The sequence below is a fragment of the Phocaeicola sp. RTP21198st1_B8_RTP21198_201120 genome, from assembly GCF_040929485.1.
Classification (GTDB): Bacteria; Bacteroidota; Bacteroidia; order Bacteroidales; family Bacteroidaceae; genus Phocaeicola; species Phocaeicola dorei.
On sequence record NZ_JBCOCI010000326.1, the window covers coordinates 1 to 772 of the forward strand.

The following is a 772-nucleotide window of genomic DNA, read 5'->3' on the forward strand; positions in this document are numbered from 1 at the left end:
GTATCATGGGTATATGTAACAAGTTTGCCGGAATTATCTCTCCTCTCATTTTCGCTGCATTGATTCTAAAAGCTGATGACAGCGAACTTTTTGCCCTGATAGAATCGGGTACACTGGATACAATAACCCAAAGTGTTATGCTTGACGAACTGATACAACGTGTCATCGTTCCGTACACTATACTAGGAATACTACTTTTATTAGCAGGCATCGTCATTCGATATTCTGTCTTACCTGAAATTAATACGGATGAACAAAATGCGACAGATGACAAAGAAAGCGGTCATAGTAATCAGAAAAACATTTTTGGTTTTCCATACCTTATTTTAGGCGCATTGGCTATTTTCTTTCACGTAGGAACACAAGTGATAGCCATTGATACCATCATCAATTATGCCAATTCCATGGGTATGGATCTATTGGAGGCAAAAGCATTTCCCTCATATACTCTGGCATGTACGATGATCGGTTATATATTGGGAATCATCGTAATTCCTAAATATATCTCACAGAAAAATGCACTGACTATATGTACAGTACTAGGATTATTCCTTTCATTCGGAGTTGTATTTGCCGACTTTAATGTAACCCTTTTCGGCCATCAAGCCAATGCCTCCATCTTTTTTCTCAATGCATTAGGTTTTCCAAATGCACTGATTTATGCAGGTATCTGGCCGTTATCCATTCATGGCCTGGGAAAGTTTACCAAAACAGGTTCCTCACTGTTAATCATGGGACTCTGCGGAAATGCAATCCTTCCGTTAATTTATGG

At 38.9% G+C, this 772-nt stretch carries 1 pseudogene; it reads left to right on the forward strand.

Annotated features, from left to right (window positions below):
- A pseudogene (locus tag AB5935_RS25925) lies at positions 1–772 on the forward strand (glucose/galactose MFS transporter); the annotation flags it as partial.